This is a genomic window from Providencia alcalifaciens DSM 30120, from assembly GCF_000173415.1.
Taxonomy (GTDB): domain Bacteria; phylum Pseudomonadota; class Gammaproteobacteria; order Enterobacterales; family Enterobacteriaceae; genus Providencia; species Providencia alcalifaciens.
The window spans coordinates 37,225-56,385 of sequence record NZ_ABXW01000042.1; the positions used below are offsets into that span (position 1 = coordinate 37,225).

General features: G+C 44.6%; 13 protein-coding genes. 7 read left to right on the forward strand and 6 right to left on the reverse strand.

Translation table 11 applies throughout. The annotated features are described in order from the left end of the window. Positions 1-272 precede the first annotated feature (272 nt). The 6 genes from olsF to PROVALCAL_RS06960 all read left to right on the forward strand — a co-directional run bounded on the left by olsF (position 273) and on the right by PROVALCAL_RS06960 (position 6,720). Positions 273-1,982: a bifunctional ornithine lipid synthase OlsF gene (gene olsF / locus PROVALCAL_RS06935; protein ID WP_006658458.1), complete on the forward strand. Its 1,710-nt coding sequence runs from the start codon at positions 273-275 to the stop codon at positions 1,980-1,982. Between the two features lie 183 nt (positions 1,983-2,165). Continuing rightward, positions 2,166-2,918 (forward strand): ABC transporter ATP-binding protein, encoded by a 753-nt coding sequence (locus PROVALCAL_RS06940; RefSeq protein WP_006658459.1) that lies wholly within the window; start codon positions 2,166-2,168, stop codon positions 2,916-2,918. Between the two features lie 14 nt (positions 2,919-2,932). Continuing rightward, positions 2,933-3,913, forward strand: a complete 981-nt coding sequence (locus PROVALCAL_RS06945) for an ABC transporter substrate-binding protein (RefSeq protein ID WP_096759617.1) — start codon at positions 2,933-2,935, stop codon at positions 3,911-3,913. A gap of 30 nt (positions 3,914-3,943) precedes the next feature. Next, the gene (locus tag PROVALCAL_RS06950; RefSeq protein WP_006658461.1) at positions 3,944-5,629 is read left to right on the forward strand and encodes an ABC transporter permease; all 1,686 of its coding nucleotides are present in this window, start codon (positions 3,944-3,946) and stop codon (positions 5,627-5,629) included. Between the two features lie 61 nt (positions 5,630-5,690). Then, the gene (locus tag PROVALCAL_RS06955; protein WP_006658462.1) at positions 5,691-6,074 is read left to right on the forward strand and encodes a VOC family protein; all 384 of its coding nucleotides are present in this window, start codon (positions 5,691-5,693) and stop codon (positions 6,072-6,074) included. An 88-nt stretch (positions 6,075-6,162) separates the two neighbouring features. Further along, the gene (locus PROVALCAL_RS06960) at positions 6,163-6,720 is read left to right on the forward strand and encodes a DUF6630 family protein (protein ID WP_006658463.1); all 558 of its coding nucleotides are present in this window, start codon (positions 6,163-6,165) and stop codon (positions 6,718-6,720) included. 106 nt (positions 6,721-6,826) lie between these two features. On the opposite strand, the gene glgP is transcribed toward PROVALCAL_RS06960, so the two are convergent. From glgP to PROVALCAL_RS06990, 6 genes are all read right to left on the reverse strand, one after another. Further along, positions 6,827-9,271 (reverse strand): glycogen/starch/alpha-glucan family phosphorylase, encoded by a 2,445-nt coding sequence (gene glgP, locus PROVALCAL_RS06965; protein WP_006658464.1) that lies wholly within the window; start codon positions 9,269-9,271, stop codon positions 6,827-6,829. After that, positions 9,264-10,751 (reverse strand): glycogen synthase GlgA, encoded by a 1,488-nt coding sequence (gene glgA / locus PROVALCAL_RS06970; RefSeq protein ID WP_039861727.1) that lies wholly within the window; start codon positions 10,749-10,751, stop codon positions 9,264-9,266. The genes glgP and glgA overlap by 8 nt, the downstream gene beginning before the upstream one ends. Positions 10,752-10,761: 10 nt before the next feature. Beyond that, positions 10,762-12,072, reverse strand: coding sequence for a glucose-1-phosphate adenylyltransferase (gene glgC / locus PROVALCAL_RS06975; RefSeq protein WP_006658466.1), 1,311 nt, complete (start codon positions 12,070-12,072; stop codon positions 10,762-10,764). A gap of 9 nt (positions 12,073-12,081) precedes the next feature. Further along, positions 12,082-14,013, reverse strand: coding sequence for a glycogen debranching protein GlgX (glgX, locus tag PROVALCAL_RS06980; RefSeq protein ID WP_006658467.1), 1,932 nt, complete (start codon positions 14,011-14,013; stop codon positions 12,082-12,084). Continuing rightward, complete coding sequence (gene glgB, locus PROVALCAL_RS06985; protein ID WP_006658468.1) at positions 14,000-16,006, reverse strand: 1,4-alpha-glucan branching protein GlgB; 2,007 nt, start codon at positions 16,004-16,006, stop codon at positions 14,000-14,002. The genes glgX and glgB overlap by 14 nt, the downstream gene beginning before the upstream one ends. Before the next feature lie 277 nt (positions 16,007-16,283). Continuing rightward, positions 16,284-17,957: an alpha-glucosidase gene (locus PROVALCAL_RS06990; protein ID WP_006658469.1), complete on the reverse strand. Its 1,674-nt coding sequence runs from the start codon at positions 17,955-17,957 to the stop codon at positions 16,284-16,286. A 204-nt stretch (positions 17,958-18,161) separates the two neighbouring features. On the opposite strand from PROVALCAL_RS06990, the gene PROVALCAL_RS06995 reads away from it, so the two are divergent. Next, positions 18,162-19,160: a siderophore ABC transporter substrate-binding protein gene (locus PROVALCAL_RS06995; protein WP_006658470.1), complete on the forward strand. Its 999-nt coding sequence runs from the start codon at positions 18,162-18,164 to the stop codon at positions 19,158-19,160. The last annotated feature ends 1 nt before the right edge of the window (position 19,161 follow it).

Consider the following 19,161-nt stretch of genomic DNA (forward strand, 5'->3'; position numbering starts at 1 on the left):
CCCGCTCTTTCATAAGAGCTAATGCAGGGTTTGTGCCAGTTTTTTTAGCCTATAATGAATTTGTAATTAGCTGAATAAAAAGAAAATATTTTTAATCGAGAAATAAACAAAAGCTAAATGGAAGTGAGATCGTCAAAAGTGTCGAGAATTTCTCGGACAATGTCGCATAGGTTTTAAATAATTTATTTCATAATCTTGTCACAAAATGGATATTTATTAGTCATTATTGTGACTTAAATTTGCCAATAACGCGCATGTGAGAGGATTTCATTATGTTTAGTGTTGATGCTTTACTGGAAAGTGCTTTTCCGCAGCAAACACTGCCCGCTTGGAAACGGAAGCTATTAAAGCGTTTATTACATGAAAAAGATTTCCAACAGCTTGCTGAAGATTACCCGCACTTAAAAGGGCTCGATCTTGTTGAGCAATTTATGAATGATTTAAATGTGCGTTGCGAACTCGGTGAGGGAGATTTAGAAAATATTCCCAGCCAAGGACCCGTGCTATTCGTGGCGAATCATCCCATTGGATCCCTTGATGGACTCGCGATTTTACGTGCGGTTGCAACGGTAAGACCGGATGTTAAAATCGTCGCCAACCAAATGCTCAGTTACCTTGAGCCACTGCAAAACTTATTTATTCCTGTTGATAATGTTGGTAATCGCACCAACCGCCAGCAAGTGGTTGGCATGCAATCCCACTTGGATAACCAAGGGGCTTTGGTGGTTTTCCCTGCTGGGGAAGTGTCTCGATGGGGAACTAAAGGCATTCGCGATAGCCATTGGCGCACGGGATTTTTACGTTTAGCCGCCAAATCTCGCGCACCGATCGTTCCTGTTCATGTCCAAGCGCGTAACAGTCTGTTGTTTTACACTACCTCCTTAGTTTATAAGCCATTGTCAGCATTGATGTTGGTGAACGAAATGTTCAAACAGCGCAATAACCTCATCAAATTGCGGATCGGCGGGCGAATTCCCTTCTCGCAATGGTATGACGGGCGCACCAACGATAATGAACTGGCAGAGCGTTTTCGTCGCCATGTCTATCTCTTGGGGAAAGGTAAAGCGGGGTTATTTACGTGTGAAGCCCCCATTGCACTCCCTGAAGATCGTATCGAGCTGAAAAAAGCGTTAGCCGCTTGTGAAAAGCTAGGGGTGACGCCAGATGGCAAAATTATTTATCTCTACCAGCGTCAGCAAGAAGAGCGAACGCCGATTCTACGCGAGCTAGGACGCTTGCGGGAAATCGCGTTTCGTGCGGTTGGTGAAGGTTCAGGTAAACGCCGCGATCTCGATAGCTTTGACGATGATTACTACCATCTTATTTTATGGGATGAAGATGATTTAGAAGTGGTTGGCGCTTATCGATTTGTGCCGACAGAGCAGCAGTTATCGAAAAAAGGATTAGAGGGAATTTACAGCAATAGCCTGTTTCACTATAACCAAGACATGATGCCTATCTTGGCACAAGGTATTGAATTAGGTCGCAGTTTTATCCAGCCTACTTATTGGGGAAAACGTGGTTTAGATTACCTCTGGTTAGGTATTGGTGCGTATTTAGCGAAGTACCCTCAATATCGTTATCTATTTGGTCCTGTGTCTATCTCTGGCAGCATGCCGGTTGCTGCGCGTGATTTGTTGATTGCGTTTTACCGTCTCTATTTTTCATCTGAGCTCGCGATGGCACAATCCCGCAAGCCATATCCAGCTTCGCTACCTCAGGTGCTAGCGCAGTTCGATGGCAATAATTACCAAGAGGATTTGGTGAAGCTAAAAAGTTTACTGAGCAATATTGGCTGTTCTATCCCGACGCTGTATAAGCAGTACACTGAATTGTGTGAGCCAGGAGGCGTACAGTTTATTGATTTCGGGACTGATCCCGCCTTTAACGACTGTATTGATGGTTTGGTTTTGGTGGATTTAAGTCGCTTGAAACCGCAGCGTTATCAGCGTTATATTGCCGTACACCAAGCCCACAAGTAGACTGAAGAATAAGTTGATGAGGAGGGTGGGGAAACTCACCCTTTCTTATTGAGTTCGTGACTTTATCCATTCCAATCCAATTATTTGTCTTGTCATTATTCCATCACAAATTTGTCATCTCTCTGACCCATTCCTTTCGTAGCATCCTCGATAACGATTAAGTCCCAAAGAGGATAACAATGTATGTTAAACACACTCTCTTCATTGAATGGGAGTTCGGATGCTTTTCAACATGCTAGCGTGGCAAGTACACAATTAGCACTGCGACGTCCGATGATTTCCATTCATCAACTTTCTCAGGTTTTTGCCCATCAAACCGTACTGGACGGCATCGATTTGACGGTGATGAAAGGCACTATCTTGGCGCTACTTGGTCCATCGGGTTGCGGTAAAAGCACGTTATTGAAACTGTTAGCAGGGTTATTGCAACCAAGCTCAGGCGAGATTTTCCTGAATGAAAAGCGGGTAGCGAGTGCTCAGCATCTTGTACCGCCAGAACAGCGTAATCTTGGGATGGTCTTTCAGGATTATGCACTCTGGCCTCATATGACGGTATTTCAAAACGTCGCTTTTCCCTTACGCATGCGTAAAGTTACACGCCAAGAGATCGAAGAAAGAGTTAATCAAGCACTGGAACGTGTTGGATTGGCAGGGTTTGCTAAACGTAAACCTGCGGATTTATCCGGTGGTCAACAACAGCGTGTCGCGTTAGCCCGCGCCATTATCGCGGAACCCGAAATTTTATTGTTTGATGAACCCCTTTCTAACCTTGATGTTGCCTTACGCTGTGCCCTGTGTGATGAGATGGCGCAGCTACTTCGTGCACTAGAAATTACTGCCGTTTATGTCACTCATGATCCCGCTGAAGCCCATGCATTGGCGCATCAAATCGCCCATATGCAAAACGGCAAAATAGACAGTTTGACCACCTTATGAAGAGAGACTCTGTTATGCAAAAGCTGATGTTATCAAACCATTTTTTCATGAAAGGTATCGCAATGAGTTTAGGATTATCTTGTGCACTATTCTCCGTTTCTTCTCAGGCATTGACCGTCTATACCGCGGGTCCGGGGGCGATGGCAAAACAGCTAGCCGCAGGATATGAAAAACAAACAGGCGTGAAAGTGGATGTTTTTCAGGCAACCACGGGCAAAGTGATGGCGCGCTTAGAGGCAGAACAAGCTAATCCTCGTGCCGATGTGTTGATTTCTGCCTCATGGGATACGGCATTGGATCTTCAGCAAAAAGGGTGGCTATTGGCCTATGAAAGTCCGAATGCCGAAAAGGTGCCTGCGCAATTCAAAACACCATACTATGTGGCGCAAGGGATCTCCGCATTGGGGATCGTTTGGAACAGTAAAAGTGGTACGCCAACACCAAAAGATTGGGCAGATCTAGCTCAGCCGGCTTTTAAAGATAAAGTGACGATGCCCGATCCTGCGTTATCTGGAGCATCTTTAGATCTATTATTGGGCTTACAAAATGCAAAATCAGAAGCAGCATGGACACTATTTTCTGAATTAAAAGCCAATGGCATGGTGATTTCAGGACCGAACGCTCAGGCATTGACGCCGGTATTACAAGGTGCAAAAGCGGCTGTATTTGGAGCCGTGGATTATGTGGCTTATGGCAGTATTGCTGAGGGAGAATCTATCGAGGTGATTTTCCCAAGTAGTGGAACGGCAATCGCACCGCGTCCAATGATGATTTTAAAGAGCAGCAAGCAGCAAGAAGAAGCGAAAGCATTCATTGATTATGTACTTTCCCCAGACGGTCAGAAAATTGTGGCAGATGCATGGTTAATGCCAGCAAGAACGGATATTGCAGGGAAACGCCCTGATTTCTCGACACTAAAACTGTTACCTGAACCGACAACGGACAGTACAGAGCGCAGCAGCGTGTTATCTCACTTTAGCGGCATTTTCCGCTAACGGTTTTCTCTTCTTCGCCGCTGGGTGGCAATGAGCGACCCAGCAGGAGCTGATTTACTGATGATTACACGTCGTTTATTGCCATTTTCGGTATTAATCGCTTTGGCGATTTTAGTGGTTATTCCTTTGATTTTTATTGTGTTACAAGCGCTATTTCCGCATTTTGGACAAGGGGATTTCAGCCAGATTTTCCAGCCGATTATCCATCTATTTAATGAGCAGGAACTGGCAAGCTTGCTACAAAATACCTTTTTATTGGGTTTAGGCGTGGCGCTGGTGAGTGCTGTTATCGCCATCCCATTAGGGGCTGTGCGTGGCTTATTTAATCTGCCTTTTGCTCGTGTTTGGGATTTACTGTTTTTGATTCCATTTTTAATTCCGCCTTATATCGCAGGGCTTTCATGGATGTTAACCCTGCAACCGAATGGTTATTTTCAACAATTGTTTGGCATTAGCCCCGGTAGCGCACTGTTTTCCCTTGGGGGAATGGTGGTGATTATGTCATTGAATTTATTTCCTGTTCTCTACTTTGCCGTCTCCCGCAGTATGGCGGCAAATGGCAACCGTCTGGCGGATGTGGCACAAGTTCATGGCGCATCCGCATGGCAGGCATTTCTACGGGTGACATTGCCGCTCTCTTTGCCTTCGATTGCCGCAGGTTTATTGCTGGTTTTCACCTTAGCGATTGAAGAATATGGGATCCCCGCAGCAATTGGCTCACCGAATGGTATCCGAGTTTTGACAACCGATATTGAACAACGTCTTGCTGATTGGCCGATTGATTTACCGGGAGCGGCATCGCTGTCGTTGGTGTTAGCCAGTTTGGCGCTATTGGCCTATACACTGCAACGCGCCTTAGTGTCTGGGCGTAATGTGGCGACTAATACGGGCAAAGCCGCGGCATTGGTGACACGCTCTCTGGGTATTTGGCGCATTCCCGCTGTATGTTTGTTTTCTTTCGTAGCGCTTTGTGCGGTTGGTATGCCATTACTCGCCATGTTGGGCACGGCATTTTCCAACACAGTATCGGGGGGCTTAACATTCGATAACCTGACATTACGACATTTTTCTGGGTTACTGAATCGCCACACAGAAGCACTTGATGCATTACTGACAAGCGTGTCTCTTGCGACAGCAACGGCAATATTGACAGGCGTACTTGGATTTTTGTGTGCATGGCTGGTGGTCGCACAGCGTATTCGCGGTGCTTCATTACTCGATGGGCTTTCGTTACTGCCGATTGCTATTCCAGGAATTGTGGTTGCTGTTGGGCTTATTCTTGCATGGAATCAACCGTTTTGGCCTGTCTCTCCATACCATACGTGGGGGATTTTATTGCTGGCTTACAGCTGCTTATTATTGCCTTACCCTGTACGTTATTGCAGTGCAGCATTGACGCAAATTAGCGGTAGCTTATCCGATGCGGCACGGGTTCATGGCGCGGGAGTGATGCGCTCACTCAGATTAATTTTGTTTCCGTTAGTCTTGCCAAGTCTCGTGGCTGCGATGATGTTGGTGTTTGCGGTGGCATCGCGAGAGTTAGTTTCCTCGCTGTTACTGGCTCCTGCGGGCATGCAAACGGTATCGATTTTTGTGTGGCGTCAATTTGAGCAAGGTTCGATTGGTAGCGGCATGGCGATGGCATGTCTTGCTGTACTCATAAGCTTGGTCTTGATGCTATGCGCACAATATATTCAGCAGCGGTATAGCCGTTAACGGGAATTCATGCCACAGTACGAAACTGATGATTGAATAGCCTATTAGCGGAGCAAAAAACATGAAATTCAAATACGCTATTTTGTATGTCGAGAATGTTGAGAAAACCCTCGATTTTTACCAACGAGCTTTTGGTTTTAAAAAATCGTTTCTCCATGAAAGCGGTGATTATGGGGAGCTGGATACTGGCAGCACGACAATTTCTTTTTCTTCGTTAGCATTGATGAATCAACTCGGTAAAGGCGCGGTCGCACCTAACCCTAGCGCCCCGGTTTTTGAGCTGGCTTTTGAGACAGATGATGTCCCAAAAGCGTTGCATCAAGCCGTGAACGCAGGTGCGGAGTTAGTTCAAGATGCGCAAGACATGCCGTGGGGGCAAACCATCGGTTATGTGCACGACCTTAATGGCTTCTTGATTGAAATCTGCACGCTAGTTCAGGGTTAACTCACTATAAATATCGGAATTAGTCGATATACTGAATAACCTATTTTAGTGAAAATACAGCTAATTACGCTAAAAATAAGGATCCTCTATGCAGGGCATGAACCCCGAAACTGTCGACCACTATAATGACATTATGCCAATGATCACCAAGTTGGCTGCACTGTTAAATCCCCATTCAGCAGAGAATGCTGCCACGGATATCTCTTCGTTTGAGGAGGAACTCAACGAGTGGATCAGCGAAGATGAGGAGGGATTTGTGGAAAGTATTGAAGAGGGTGAGGTTGGCTATTTAATGGCGGACCTGATTGTTAGATCAAATATGGGAAATAGTTTTTGGATCGACTGGAAAGACAGCGAGTCTGCGGTGGGTTTTTTGGACAGCGCGCTTGAGTGTGAAGGATTGGATATTCAGTTAGATTTTGCCGTTAAAGACCCTAAAAACGATTTAAGACCAGACCAAATTTTTGTTCGTGCTAATCAGCAGCTACAAGCTCTTGGTTACTATTTATTGGGTCTGACTTCCGGTAACGATGCTTACCATGAAATATTAATTCCTTCCGGTATTTTCGAGCCCTTTATGGACATCATGGAACATTTCGACGTGATGGTAGAGCTAAATGACGAGGAAGTCGATTACAGCGAATAACCATAGCAACAAGGGAATACTATTCGTATTCCCGCCATTTCTGCCTTCTCGCTAAGGTTGATATTTTCACCATTTCCGCGCATTTTCCCGTGTGGCGGTGCTTTTCTTATGGGTTTGGTTTCATGTCCCATATTTTCTCGACATATTCTTTGATGGTTCTATCGGAAGAGAAATAGCCCATATTGGCAATATTGCACAGGGTTTTTTGAGCCCATAAGTTAGGTGTTTGATATAACTTATCAACGGCATCTTGGGCTTGGACGTAGGAATGATAATCGGCGAGAAGTTGGTAATAATCCCCGAAATTAATAAGAGAATCGTAGAGAGCATAATAGCGATTTGGATCATTTGGACTGAAAACGCCGGAGACTAGCGAATTCAGCACATCATGGAGATCTTCGTGTTCTTGGTAAATTTTACGAGGGTCATAACCTTGCGCACGGAGTGCTTCAACTTGTTTTGCGGTATGTCCAAATATAAATATATTTTCTTCGCCGACATGTTCGCGGATCTCAATATTAGCGCCGTCTAATGTCCCGATCGTCAGTGCTCCATTAAGGGCAAATTTCATATTGCCGGTTCCTGACGCCTCTGTGCCTGCAAGGGATATCTGCTCAGAGAGATCCGTCGCGGGAATAATGAGTTCGGCTAAGCTCACGCTATAATTCGGAATAAAAATCACTTTTAAGCGGTTTTTGATGCGAGCATCATGGTTAATCACTTGTGCGACATCGTTGATTAATCGAATAATCATTTTAGCGTTAACGTAGGATGAGGCTGCTTTTCCCGAAAAGATCACCACGCGAGGCACCCAGTTTTTTTCAGGAAGTCGCAACATACGGTGATAGCGCCCGATCACTTGTAAAATATTGAGTAGCTGACGTTTATACTCATGGATACGTTTGATTTGCACATCAAATAAGGCGTGAGGATCAACGATAATATTTAAGTGATTCGCGATATAACTGGCGAGAGCTACTTTGTTCTCTAACTTGCAGGTTTTTAATCGTTCAATAAATAACGGGAAATCGGTACGTTGTTGTAAGCGTGAAAGTAAAGTGAGATCTTCTCGCCAGTGCTCGCCGATGGTTTCATCTATCAGGCTGGCAAGCGGTTTATTGCATAGCGCCAGCCAACGGCGCGGGGTGATGCCATTGGTGATATTACAAAAACGTTTAGGGAATATTTTGGCAAAATCAGCAAAGATCTCTTGGGTCATTAGCTCAGAATGCAGTTGAGAAACGCCATTCACTCGGTAGCTGCCAACAACGGCGAGCCATGCCATGCGTACATAGCGTCCATGGGATTCATCAATCAAGGAAAGCCGAGTTAATAATTCTGGATTATTAGGGTAACGCTGTTTAATTTTAGTGAGAAAATGGTCGTTAATTTCAAAAATAATCTGCAAATGTCGGGGAAGCAAGCGCCCAAGAAGTTCCACCGACCAGCGCTCTAGCGCTTCACTCATCAATGTATGATTCGTATAAGAAAAGATTTTTTCACTCATTTGCCATGCGGCTTCCCATGTATATTCATGTTCATCAATCAGTAAGCGCATTAATTCAGGGATGGCTAAAACAGGATGTGTATCATTGAGATGGATAGCGATTTTATCCGCAAGATTATGCAAGGTGCCATGGACTCGGTAATGAACATCAAGGATGTTTTGTAAGGTAGCCGAAACTAAAAAATACTCTTGCCCAAGGCGTAAAATCTTGCCTGATTCTGTCGAGTCGTTGGGGTACAACACGCGAGAGACATTCTCTGAAAAATTTTTATCTTCAAATGCCGCGGAGTATTCCCCTTGATTAAATTTGCTGATGTTCATTTCATTTGTGGCGTGGGCTGACCACAGCCGTAGGGTATTTGTGGCGTCACAGCCGTAGCCCATCACGATTTGGTCATAGGCGCGAGCGAGTACTTCTTCGGTTTCTATCCAGCGAGTCACCTTGCCTTCTTGCTGGAGACGCCCCGCAAAGCGAACTTTGTAGCTAAGGTTGTAGCGGGGAAATTCCCATGCATTTCCGTATTGTAACCAGCGATCGGTGGACTCCACTTGTTGTCCATCAATAATGTTCTGTTGAAACATGCCATATTCATAGCGAATTCCAAACCCGACCGATGGGATCTTTAAGGTTGCCAGCGAGTCTAAGAAACAGGCGGCAAGACGTCCTAGACCGCCATTTCCCAAACCAGGGTCATCTTCCTCTTCCAAAATGGCATTCAGTTCAAAGCCCATTTTCTTCAAGGCACCAGCAACATCGTCATACATGCCTAAATTTAATAAGGTATTAGAGAGGGTTCGACCTATTAGATATTCCATGGATAGATACGCGACGGCGCGGTCAGATTGGGATAGTGAACGGCGAATGGCACGTAACCAACGGTCGACCGTTAAATCGCGAATGGCGTAGGAAATCGCATTGAGCCAATCATGTTGTGTCGCAATAATCGGATCTTTACCAATCATAAACTTTAATTTAGTTTGAATTGAATCGACGAGGGCATTGATTCGTTGTTCGCGATTTTTGATGATAAATGGGTCATTCATTTTCAGATCCTCCTACCTGTGGGGCGATTAAACTCTGGTACAGTGCAAGGTATTTTTGGGCAGAAGCGTGCCAGCTAAAGTTCATCCGCATGCCTTGGCGACGAACGCGCTTCCAACGAGTGGGTTCATTCCAAAGTGCAAAGACACGGCGAATAGCATCATGGAGTTCAGTGGTTTTTCCATGGTGTGAGCGATAACCGTGGTAGTCATGGAACACAAAACCTGTCGCCGTCCGGTCGGCTAAATTTTCGAGGGAGCAATCTGTGACCGTATCAGCCAGCCCACCTGTGTGGCGAACGAGTGGTAAAGCCCCATATTTCAGGCCGTACAGTTGAGTGAGTCCGCAAGGTTCGTAGCGGCTGGGAACCACCATCACGTCAGCTGCTGCAATCAGTTTATGGGCATGAAGTTCATCGTAGCCAATCAAGACAGAAACCTGTTTGGGATATTGACGGGCTAATTGTTCAAATGCGTGTTGTAAATTGGTATCGCCACTGCCTAATACCGAAAGTTGCCCGCCTTGGTGTAATAGGTCGGGGATCACCTCTAGCAACAGATCAAGTCCCTTTTGGGTACTTAGACGGCTAACGACGCCAAAGAGTGGCACTTTGTCGGTGACGCTGAGCTGATTTTCACGTTGATGAGTCATTTTACAGATGGCTTTACCCAGCATGTTTTGACGACCGTAATTGTGCGGGATCAGAGGGTCAAGTTGAGGATCCCAAACTTGGTAATCCACACCGTTTAAGATCCCCAAGATACCCTCTTGAGATTGTCTTTGTTTGAGTAAACTGGCAAGCCCGTAACCATATTCAGGGATCGTCACTTCTTTTGCATAGGTGGGGCTAACAAAGGTAATTTTAGAGGCGTAGAACAATCCCGCTTTGAGGTAAGAAATTTGCCCATAGAACTCTAAGCCTTCGGGAGAATAAAACGTATGAGGTAGCTGCAATTCTGGAAAATGGTTGGCAGAAAATAGCCCTTGGTATGCCAGATTATGTACCGTGAAGACACAGGGCACAGGGTAATTTCTGGCGGCGAGATAAGCCGCACAAAGCCCTGCATGCCAGTCATGAGCATGAATAAGTTCAGGTCGCCAAGTGACATCAAATCCACAGGCAAGTTCGCTGCTTATCCAACCTAATAGGGCAAAACGTAAGTAGTTGTCTTGATATTCATGCAGGTTGTTATCGTGGTAGGGGCTTCCTGCCCGCTGATATAAATGAGGCGCATCAATTAAATAGATGCCTACACCATCATAGGTGCCAAAACGTAATGTGATAGGACCAGCAAACGTGTGGATTTGACTACCCACTACTGTGTGAGGAATGGCATCGAGTAACGCAGGAAAACCGGGCAAGACGAGGCGCACATCGGCGCCCTCGGCGATTTGAGCTTGAGGTAGTGCACCGAGCACATCGGCTAAACCGCCCGTTTTGAGCAGCGGAAAAAGTTCTGAGCCAGCATGCAGTATGCGCATAAAACCTCCTTTAGGCTGCAAGATTGTCAAGCATTTCTTGGGTAATCAGGACCACGCCTCCTTCCGAACGATAGAAATGCTGAGCGTCCCATAGTGGGTCTTCGCCAACGATTAACTGATTTGGCAGAATACAGCCACTATCGACAATGCAGCGTTGTAAGCGGCAAGCATGCCCGATAGAGACATCAGGCAGGATCACACAGGCATCGAGTTGGCTGTGAGCGTTGATGCGGACATTTTGAAAGATCACTGAGTTAGTTATCTTGGCATCCTCCACAATGGATCCTGCATTAATCAATGTGTTAATAAGCATGGGGGAATGGTGTGTTTCTCCCTGAATAAATCGAGCAGGGGCAAGGGAAGAATGACCTGTTTGAATAGACCAATTAGGGTCATACATATCAAGGGCGGGTTTGGCAGAGACTAAATCAATGTTGGCTCTCCAATAGGCATCGATAGTGCCAACATCCCGCCAATAGGGGGATGTGCCTGCATTAAAATCAGAGTAGACACAGGAGCGACTAAAGGGGTGTGCCCAAGCTTTACCTTGTTGTACCGCTTTTGGGATCAGGTTTTTGCCAAAGTCATGTTCGGTGTTCTGTTGGTCTTGCTCTTCAGCGAGTAGTTGGTACAAATATTGAGCATCAAAGACATAAATCCCCATGCTAGCTAGCGCGGCATAAGGTTTACCCGGAATAGAAGGGGGAATTTGAGGTTTTTCAATAAAATTAAGGATTTGCTCGTCGTCATTAATATCCATAATGCCAAATTCAGAAGCTTGGCTACACGGGATTTCAATACAGGCAACGGTGCATTGGCTGCCTTTTTCGACATGGTCGAGTAGCATGCGAGAATAATCCATTTTATAGATATGATCTCCCGCTAATACAATGATGTATTTGGCTTGGTAGTGACTAATCACATCTAAATTTTGAAAGATGGCATCTGCAGTACCTTGATACCAACCTTTGGTGTGCTGTTTTTGCTGTGCAGGAAGGATTTCAATAAATTCATTGGGTTTGCCATGGAGGAATGACCAATTGTGTTGAATATGCTGAATTAAAGAATGGGAATAGTATTGTGTGAGGATACCCACTCGATAAATACCTGAATTAATACAATTGGATAAAGTAAAATCAATAATTCGAAATTTCCCCCCAAAATGAAGTGAAGGCTTGGGTTGTTTTTGCGTGAGGGCTTTGAGGCGAGTTCCTTTACCGCCAGCCAATATGAGCGCCACAGTATTGTTAGGGAGCTCCTTGGCTAACCATTGACGCGGTATAGAGTTTGGGTAGGAATAAAATGGCGTATTCTCAGGCATATCACTTCCTTAATAAGCGCTTGGCAAAAATCTGTAGCGTTGCATAACCACGAAGGTTTTTGGGGGAATGGGGCTGAGCGAATGATGATGAAAAGGGGCAACAATTTGCCAATCCCCTTGGGGAAGCGTCATCTCATGAGGTTGTTCAGTAAAATTTATGAGTAACAGCCATTGCCCTGACAGTAATACTTGTAGTGGATACGAGTGCTGCCACTGCTCAAGAGTGACCGGCATACCTTGTGCATTCAGCCATTCAACGGTTTTGTTGGGAGCTAAAGAGTGCCACCATTCCCCTGATATAAGTGCGGGAATTTGTTGACGTAAGGCGATCAATTGAGTCGTAAATGCCATCAGGTTCTTATCGGCTTCTTGCCAATTGATCCAACTGATTGGGTTATCTTGGCAATAGGCGTTATTGTTGCCTTGTTGGCTGTGCCCTAGTTCATCTCCTGCGCGTAACATGGGGGTTCCGAGTGACAATAAAAGCAAGCTTAACAAATGTTGCTGACTCTGTTGGCGCTCAACAAGAATCTCCTCTGGGGCATTGAGCCCTTCAAAACCATGATTGTGACTGTTGTTGTGGTCGTGACCATCTTGATTGTTTTCATGATTAGCCTCGTTATGCTTGTGATTGAAACTGACAAGATCCCGTAGCGTAAAGCCATCGTGTGCGGTGATGTAATTAATGGAGACAAAACTAGAATGGTGAGGTTGAAAAAAGCAATCCCGTGAACCGGCTAATCGGCTTGCCAAGATGCCAATAGGAACATCCTGATGCAGAACAATGCGTCGGATATCATCGCGAAAGCGGTCGTTCCATTCAGCAAAAGGGCTGGGAAATTGACTCAATTGATAGCCATCACTGGTGAGATCCCACGGCTCAGCAATCAGTTTCAGCTGATTGAGTATAGGATCTTGAGTGATGGCATTGAGTAATGAAGCGCGTGAGTTAAATATTGGTGTTCTTCCAAGCACGCTGGCTAAGTCAAAGCGAAATCCATCAACATGGCATTCAATAGCCCAAAAATGCAGGCAATCCAATACCCATTGAATGGCAGCGGAATGGTCTAATTTCAGGGTATTGCCGCAGCCCGTCCAATCGAGATATTCCCCACGATGATTTAACCAATAATAGGTGGGATTATCTAATCCCCTAAAAGATAAACAGGGTCCTGAGTCATCGAGTTCGGCAGTATGATTAAAGACGATATCGAGGATAACTTCGATACCTGCGCGGTGTAACGTCTTAACCATATTGCGAAATTCACTTAAGGGTGTAGAGCCTTCGAGCCCAGACCAGTATTGAGGTTCAATGGCAAATGGCGCGAGAGTGTTATAACCCCAATAATTCGTTAATTGACGGGCTTGTAAATGGGGTTCATCAAGATGAAATTGCACTGGAAGTAGTTCAAGTGCGGTGATCCCGAGATTCGTTAAATGCTGAATAATGCAAGGTTGAGCAATCGCGGCGTAGCTACCACGCAATGTTGAGGGAATATCAGGATGTAATTGCGTGAGCCCGCGAACATGAGCCTCATAAATGACGGTGTTAGACCACGGGGTGTTGGGGCGAATATCATCTCGCCAGTCATAAGGCTCGTGATTAACGATGGAGTAAGGGGATTGCTTATCGGTTAGGGCTCGGCTGTAAGGATCAACCAGTAGGCGATGATGATTGAAACGTAATCCTATTAGCGGCACCCATTTTCCTCTGGCACGGTACCCATAATGCAGACCCGTTTTTGCTCCTGCTAAATAACCGTGCCAAATGTGGTTATCCCCTTGATGGAGAGGATATCGAGTTTCGTCGCCGAAAGGGTTCAATACACAAAGATCAATGTGTTCTGCATGCTCGCTGTATACCGCAAAATTCACACCATGCTCATCAACATGGCTACCAAGAGGGTAAGGCTGACCTTGGTGAAAATTAAATGTCGTCATTAGTCTGCTCCCGTTTTAAGTACAAGGTGGCGAGAGGAGGGAGAACTAAATTCAGAGAATATTCTTTGCCATGAGAGGCAATTGCTTGGGTTGAAATGGCGCCTCGATTACCCACGTTACTGCCGCGATAATAATGGGAATCTGTATTGATGATCTCTTGATAATGGCCCGGATGGTGCACGCCAATACGGTAATTATGTCGAACAATCGGGGTGAAATTTGCCACAACCAGAATTTCATGGTTGTTGGCATCTCGGCGTATGAAAGCAAATACAGAGTTTTGATGATCATCAACGACTAACCATTCAAAACCCCATGAAGAATAATCGAGCTGGTGCAGTGCGCGATAGCGGCGATAGCAATGGTTTAAATCACGAACAAGGCGTTGTACACCCGTGTGCCAGCCATCATGTTCGGGCTCTAATAGGTGCCAATCAAGACCTGTGTCATGGTCCCATTCTCGCTCTTGTGCGAACTCGCCTCCCATAAACAACAACTTTTTACCCGGATGCCCCCACATAAACCCGTAATAAGCTCGTAGATTGGCAAACTTTTGCCATGTATCACCGGACATCTTGTTCAGCAGTGACCCTTTTCCATGTACCACTTCATCGTGAGAAAGGGGTAAAACGAAGTGTTCATTGTGGGCGTAAAACATACCAAAGGTCATTTGTTGGTGGTGGTATTGGCGGTAGATTGGGTCAAGGGACATATAGCTGAGCGTATCGTGCATCCAACCTAAATCCCATTTAAAATCAAAACCTAAGCCCTGTTTTTTTACGGAACTTGTGACGAGGGGAAATGCCGTCGATTCTTCCGCTATCATTAGCGCATGAGGGCAATTTTCTTTGATGATTTGATTGGTATAGCGTAAAAAATCGAGAGCTTCGAGGTTCTCTTTCCCTCCCCATTTATTAGGAATCCATTCTCCCTCTTTGCGGCTGTAATCTCGATAAATCATCGAGCTAACAGCATCAACACGTAACCCATCAATCCCAAAACGTTCAATCCAATACAAGGCATTACCTGCCAAAAAATTAGCCACTTCATAGCGGCTGTAGTTATAAATCAGCGTATGCCAATTTTGATGAATGCCTTCACGAGGATCAGCGTATTCATAGAGTGCGGTGCCATCGAATTGCACTAATCCATATTCATCCGTGGGAAAATGCGCAGGTACCCAATCAAGAATGACCTTGAGGTGATATTGATGAGCAGTTTGAATCAGATAGAGAAAATCATCCACGCTGCCAAAACGGTAAGTTGGGGAATACAATCCAATAGGCTGGTAACCCCAAGAGCCATCAAAGGGATGTTCGCTGATGGGCAAAAACTCAAGATGGGTAAAGCCCATTTCGGCGACATAAGGAATGAGTTGTTCCGCCAATTGTCGATAGCTTAGCCAGCCATTATTGTGCTTGTGTCGACGCCATGAGCCTAAATGAACTTCATAAATAGAAATTGGTGCTGATAATGGTGCTGATGCCAAGGTCGACTGTGGCTGAATATATTTTTTAGGCAGTGAGGTCACCACGGATTCTACATGGGGAAACAGCACACTTTTTATCGCGTAAGGGTCTGCTTTTATTCGCCGATAGCCTCGGCTATCTTGCAGTTCATATTTATAAGATTGCCCAATCTGAGCCTCTGGGATGAACCGTTCCCAAATCCCCACCTCATGACGCAATACCATTGGATGAATATGACCATCCCATTGGTTAAATTCTCCAATAACAGCAACACGTTGGGCATTGGGCGCCCAAACAGAAAAAATCACCCCATCAACACCGTCGAAGTTGATAGGGTGGGCACCAAGACATTCATAGGGACGTAGATGGGTGCCTTCTGCCAGTAGCCAACCATCTATGTCTCGAATGAGTGTGCCAAAGCCATCAGTGTGCTTGTGAATTGTTTGGGTCTCTGCGTCTGAAATATTCGCAGTACGACACCGTGAAGTTATTCTTGGAATAACGTCATAATTTTTATTTGGCAAATAAATAACCTTAAAAAAGTAAAGTGAGCTGTTTAGACTTTACTTAAATTATTTGATTTGTATTTGATAGGCTTCACATATTTAGCTTTGAGTTGAATTTAATTCCTTAAATAACAACAATTTAATTTGTTTTTTAATAGTATTATTAAGTTATCAATTAATAATATTCACCGTAATTAAAATTATTATTTTAGATATATCACCCGACTATGCGCTATTTCAAATTTACGGGTGAAAATATATCTTTAATTACACTGATTATGAGTGGGGTATTTAATTATTCACTTTTCTCTACCTCAAAAATTATTGATTGATAGGGTTGTAAGATAATTTGCTGATTGTGGTCGCTAATTGTCGCCATGTTATTTAAATGTACCTTAGCGTAATTTTGGCGAATAGGCTGAGGCTTATCACTAAAATTACAATAGATATTAATCGAGTGCGAATTTAGCGTTCGACGATAAGCTATCACGGATGCGGGGGCATCAATCGCTGAAAATTCACCGTCTACTAAAATGGGGCTAATGACGGAATGGCGGCGAAGGTGAATTAACTGTTGGTAAAATGCAAACAGTGAATCCGGCTCCTGTTGCTGAGCTGCGGCATTGATTTCAGGGTAGTTAGGATTGACTTTTAGCCATGGGGTTCCCGTCGTGAATCCAGCCTGTGATGCGTTATTCCATTGGAAGGGAGTTCGTGCGTTGTCACGGCTGCGTTGGTCAAAATACCTCATCATAGTGGGCTCGCTGTACCCTTGATGCTTGCCCCATTGGTAAAGTTTGAAGAGGTGGAGGTCATCGTGCTCATCTAAAGTCATTGGGCAGTTAGTCATGCCAATTTCTTGCCCCTGATAAATGAATGGTGTTCCACGCTGAGTCAGTAAGAAAGTGGCCAACATTTTCGCCGCAAATGGATTTTTAGCATGCTGGTTTAGAAACTTATTCAGTGAGCGTGGCTGATCATGATTTTCTAAATAAGGCGCACCCCAGCCTACTTGCTGAGTTGTTAGCTGGTTGTTGAAAAATACGGGTTTTAAACGCTCAGCGGTGATTGGAGAAATGGAAAAAGGAGGCTGCTTTGCAATATCGAGGTCTGCAATACTAAAGTCGAATACCATGGAAAATGCGCCATCTTCACCGATATAGTCGACTAAGTCATGTGGAGGAACATCAATTTCGGCAACGGTCATGACATTGGCGGGATGGAACGTTTGGCTGGCGAGTTCCTTTAAAAAATCATGGATCCCTGGCTGATTGACGACCCAAGGAACTAAAGAGGCGGAACCATCTTCGCGATCTGCAGGGAAGTGATGAGGTGAAAGTGCTTCAGTGGATTTTTTAATATTTCCAATGGCATCAATACGGAACCCAGCAACACCTTTAGCTATCCAACGATTAATCATCTGAATAATTTCTTTGCGTAATTGTGGATTTTCCCAGTTGAGATCAGGCTGCTCAGGACCAAACGAATTAAAGTACCAGCGCGTGCTATTGGGAACCTGCGTCCAAACAGGGCAATCAAAATATGTCCGTAAATTATTCGGAGGTGTAGGATGATCCCACTCGATAAATTGATAGTAATCTGCATACGGGCTTTGAGGATCGGCAAGTGCGGCTTTAAACCACGGGTGTTGGTTAGAAGAGTGATTGAGCACCAAATCTAATAGTATTTTAATCCCTCGCTGCGCGGCTTGGCGTATCAGTTCATCAAGGTCGTCGTTATCGCCAAAAATGGGGTCGACACAATCATAGTTAGCAATGTCATAGCCATTGTCTTTCATTGGAGATTCAAAAATAGGGCATAACCAAATGACGTTAGCGCCCAAGGATTGGATGTAATCGAGCTTGGCGGTGATACCCGCCAGATCGCCGATGCCATCGCCATTATAGTCATAAAAGCTTTTTGGATAGATTTGGTATACCACAGCGGATTTCCACCATGCTTGAGTCATTTGCGTTCTCCTTAATCAAAACGAGGTAACAGTAAGATGATTTAAATATAGGCAATGTGTGTTTTTGTGCGATACATCATTGTTTTTCGAAATGCAAATGCAAACTAATATCATTAGCGCTATGTTTCATGTAAGATATCCGCCATCTTCGGGTCATGAGTGACGTGGCTAACGATAATCACATTGAAAGGTGGAGGAATTTAGATGTTCGCAAAATCATTAGTTTCAGGGTTTGCCTTATTATCTGTTGTTGCATTAGCTGGCTGTGATGACGCTAAGCAAACACAAGGTGCGGCACCAACAACTGAGCAGCAAACAACAGAAAAGCAATCAACTGAAAAACAAACGATTGTCGTAGAACATGCTCAAGGCAAGACTGAAATTCCTAGCCACCCACAACGTGCATTTGTGATGAACATGGAAACGCTAGATATCATTGATGCGCTAGGTATTCCGGTAATTGGTGTCCCACAAACTAACGCCCATTTTCCTAAATTTTTAGAAAAATATAGCACCTCAGAATATGTTAATGGTGGAAGCTTATTTGAACCTGCATATGAAACGATCAGCAGTGCAAAGCCTGATGTGATCTTAGGTGGTAGCCGTGCTCGTGATGCTTACGATAAATTAAACGGTATCGCACCAACTATTTCTTTGGATATTGATAACAAACATTTTATTGATAGCCTGATTGAACGTACGACTCTGCTGGGTTCTTTATTTGGTAAAGAAGCCGAAGCGGATAAAGTCGTGACTGACTTCAAAAACAAAATTAATGATATCAAAGGTAAAGCCCCAAGTGCGGGTAAAGCCATGGTGATCTTAGTCAGTGGCGGTAAAATTTCTGCTTACGGTCCAGGTTCTCGTTTTGGCTTTATTTTTGATGTATTAGGTTTTGAACCAGCTTATGTCTTCACAGAAGATACTGGTCGTCACGGTAATATCGTGAATTCAGAATTGTTATTAAAACTGAACCCAGACTGGTTATTTGTGATTGACCGTGATGGCGCTATCGGTGCAAAAGATGCACAACCTGCTGCGGATGTATTAGACAACGCATTAGTGAGAAAAACGTCTGCATGGCAAAAAGGACAAGTAGCTTATTTAGATTCCTCATCAGTCTACATTGCGGGTGGTATCCAAACTTATTCCCAGTTAATGGATGATGTAAACAAAGCTTTAGAGAAGAACAAAACGAATTAAT

What these genes read in the sequence shown, in the direction of transcription:
- olsF (WP_006658458.1), top strand. Translation starts at nt 273, where the DNA reads ATGTTTAGTGTTGATGCTTTACTGGAAAGTGCTTTTCCGCAGCAAACA.
- PROVALCAL_RS06940 (WP_006658459.1), top strand. Translation starts at nt 2,166, where the DNA reads ATGTTAAACACACTCTCTTCATTGAATGGGAGTTCGGATGCTTTTCAA.
- PROVALCAL_RS06945 (WP_096759617.1), top strand. Translation starts at nt 2,933, where the DNA reads ATGCAAAAGCTGATGTTATCAAACCATTTTTTCATGAAAGGTATCGCA.
- PROVALCAL_RS06950 (WP_006658461.1), top strand. Translation starts at nt 3,944, where the DNA reads ATGAGCGACCCAGCAGGAGCTGATTTACTGATGATTACACGTCGTTTA.
- PROVALCAL_RS06955 (WP_006658462.1), top strand. Translation starts at nt 5,691, where the DNA reads ATGAAATTCAAATACGCTATTTTGTATGTCGAGAATGTTGAGAAAACC.
- PROVALCAL_RS06960 (WP_006658463.1), top strand. Translation starts at nt 6,163, where the DNA reads ATGCAGGGCATGAACCCCGAAACTGTCGACCACTATAATGACATTATG.
- glgP (WP_006658464.1), bottom strand. Translation starts at nt 9,271, where the DNA reads ATGAATGACCCATTTATCATCAAAAATCGCGAACAACGAATCAATGCC.
- glgA (WP_039861727.1), bottom strand. Translation starts at nt 10,751, where the DNA reads ATGCGCATACTGCATGCTGGCTCAGAACTTTTTCCGCTGCTCAAAACG.
- glgC (WP_006658466.1), bottom strand. Translation starts at nt 12,072, where the DNA reads ATGCCTGAGAATACGCCATTTTATTCCTACCCAAACTCTATACCGCGT.
- glgX (WP_006658467.1), bottom strand. Translation starts at nt 14,013, where the DNA reads ATGACGACATTTAATTTTCACCAAGGTCAGCCTTACCCTCTTGGTAGC.
- PROVALCAL_RS06990 (WP_006658469.1), bottom strand. Translation starts at nt 17,957, where the DNA reads ATGACTCAAGCATGGTGGAAATCCGCTGTGGTATACCAAATCTATCCA.
- PROVALCAL_RS06995 (WP_006658470.1), top strand. Translation starts at nt 18,162, where the DNA reads ATGTTCGCAAAATCATTAGTTTCAGGGTTTGCCTTATTATCTGTTGTT.